Genomic DNA, 1,200 nt, shown 5'->3' on the forward strand with positions numbered 1-1,200 from the left:
ATAGGCAATATTTTTGATAATAATTTTTTATGTTTAGTTTTACTTGTTTAGATATGTTGAAACCATCCAAGATTCTTTGAAATGCTGCTTCAGGACACGGAGGTCTAACTGTCATATCTCCAGCCATGACTCCGGCAGCAAGGCTTGTTGACGCATAGATATCAGCTTTCCTGTAAAAAACATAACTTGGGTGTGTTAGAAATGGATGGTCTCCCGCAGTTAAAATACAAGTTTCGTCATAGGGATGATTTGCTGTGATAGATGTTATATTCACTAAAAGTACAGATTCCGCGTTTGCATATCTTGGATATGGCTTCGGATCATTACACACTATATGTAAATGCAGTCCCGGCCCTGAAGGCACAAGAATAGAACCTTTTGCTAGCGGAATATACTGAGCCATCCATTAACCCAATTTGTAGGCTGAAAGAATTTGATCTAGTTGTTCACGTTCAAGAATTTTAGAATGCATTTGTTCAGAGAGTTCAGCGCCTTTACCTAAAGCGGCAAATGTTGCAGACATTGGAATTGCTACAGATGTTTGCCCCGGATTCTGCCACTCAGCACAATGGTCATGAGTAAAATCCCTGATTTGGTATTTATTCATGTTTCCAAACTCAGCAAAGATAGAATCCATAACCTCTATATCAGCTTCGCTAAGCTCATCTAGTGAATCATGAGAAATAAGCGCACGTTTAAGTGCAACCTCATAATTTTCCTTTCCAGATATCCAGTGGTTCCAACCTTTGTCTTCATCCTCTCCACCATTCTTAACAAGGTCATAGGTTTGAGACAAAACAGGTCCGTGCTTCATAGCAACAAAGCGATCACCACTAATAGAATCACCGAAAAGATCAAGTGATTTACGGTCTGATAAATATAATAGCTTGATAAGTTTCAGATATGCCATGCGCCCACCGTCTCTCGACAATAGGTAGGCAGCCATTTGGGCTACTCTTTCTTCGCTAAACATAAATTCACCTCAAGTTATTCTCATGAATATTTTCACGATTTTGCTAGCAGAATGTCTAGCTAGCTGTACACAGTGTATTACTATTGCTAGCATTTTATCAACCCTGCTACCGCCTCTTTTAAAGTAAGTTAAACGCTTTTAGCGGCGATTTAAAAACAGATGGCTGCATTTTCAAAGAAGTTACCTATAAGGTAACGCACGTAGGCCACACGTTCGATACACATGCG

2 protein-coding genes are annotated in these 1,200 nt (G+C 39.6%); both read right to left on the bottom strand.

The features are described 5' to 3' along the window. Positions 1 to 403: hypothetical protein (locus V2A85_RS23810; RefSeq protein ID WP_420072571.1), on the bottom strand; the 403-nt coding region annotated here is incomplete at its 3' end. Between the two features lie 3 nt (positions 404 to 406). Further along, entirely contained in the window at positions 407 to 973 is a 567-nt protein-coding gene (locus V2A85_RS23815) for a Panacea domain-containing protein (RefSeq protein WP_050089897.1), read from the bottom strand. Positions 974 to 1,200: the final 227 nt, after the last annotated feature.

This window comes from Yersinia sp. 1252 StPb PI (genome assembly GCF_048593885.1).
GTDB classification, from domain to species: Bacteria; Pseudomonadota; Gammaproteobacteria; order Enterobacterales; family Enterobacteriaceae; genus Yersinia; species Yersinia enterocolitica_E.